The organism is Treponema zioleckii (genome assembly GCF_014737315.1).
In the GTDB taxonomy this organism is placed as follows: domain Bacteria; phylum Spirochaetota; class Spirochaetia; order Treponematales; family Treponemataceae; genus Treponema_D; species Treponema_D zioleckii.
Map to the genome: position 1 here is coordinate 1 of NZ_JPUF01000157.1, position 725 is coordinate 725.

Sequence of the window (725 nt, forward strand, 5' to 3'; positions counted from 1 at the left end):
TCTACTCCGTATAGTTTTGAAAAAGTTCTACACCTATCCCAATTCCCAACTCAGAAGTTTCTCTTAATATCTCTGATGGAATTGAAAATGCTAAGTGGTCTTTTGTATAAACTGCCAAATAATATGAAGCGCTTCCACCACTTTGATTTATGTCAAAAAAAACAGAATTGTTCTTCACTTTATTTTTTACAAAATCATTTGCAGATTTCAATGCCTCAAAAATATCAGAAAAATCTTGCAAAGGAACTATGTCATAACACAAATAAGTTTCATTGTAAGTGAATGGAAGTTCTTTTCCATCACCACGAATCACTTTATCCCCGACAGAATGTACAGTAGCAGGCAAAAGCGAAATTTCTTTTTTCAAAACTTCAGCGGAAATTTCAGGGTGCTTGATTTGCAATGAAATATCTATTGAAAATTTGCTCAAAACAACCTCACTTTATATTTATAAATAATCTTGATACGGTCCCATATTTACAGCATTGCCATATCCATCATTAATAATCACATCTCCATCCGGTGTTATTCCAGTCCAATCTTTTGGACCATTGCCAACTCCTTTTTTTATTTTATTATGACTACCCTTTGGAATTTTTGCTTTATCCAATGGTCGCGTTCCATGCGGTACTCCATTTTTAGGAGCTTTTTCTCTTTGATTCTTTGAATCAGTATTTTTAGAACCGTTATCATTTTTATCCCCATCCCCGTCGTCATTGTCATTA

General features: G+C 33.8%; 2 protein-coding genes. Both read right to left on the bottom strand.

The genetic code is table 11. The features are described 5' to 3' along the window. Position 1: 1 nt before the first annotated feature. Positions 2-430 (bottom strand): hypothetical protein, encoded by a 429-nt coding sequence (locus JI65_RS16995; protein WP_191018349.1) that lies wholly within the window; start codon positions 428-430, stop codon positions 2-4. Between the two features lie 18 nt (positions 431-448). After that, positions 449-725 (bottom strand): hypothetical protein (locus tag JI65_RS17000; protein ID WP_191018350.1); only part of this gene is annotated, 277 nt, incomplete at its 5' end.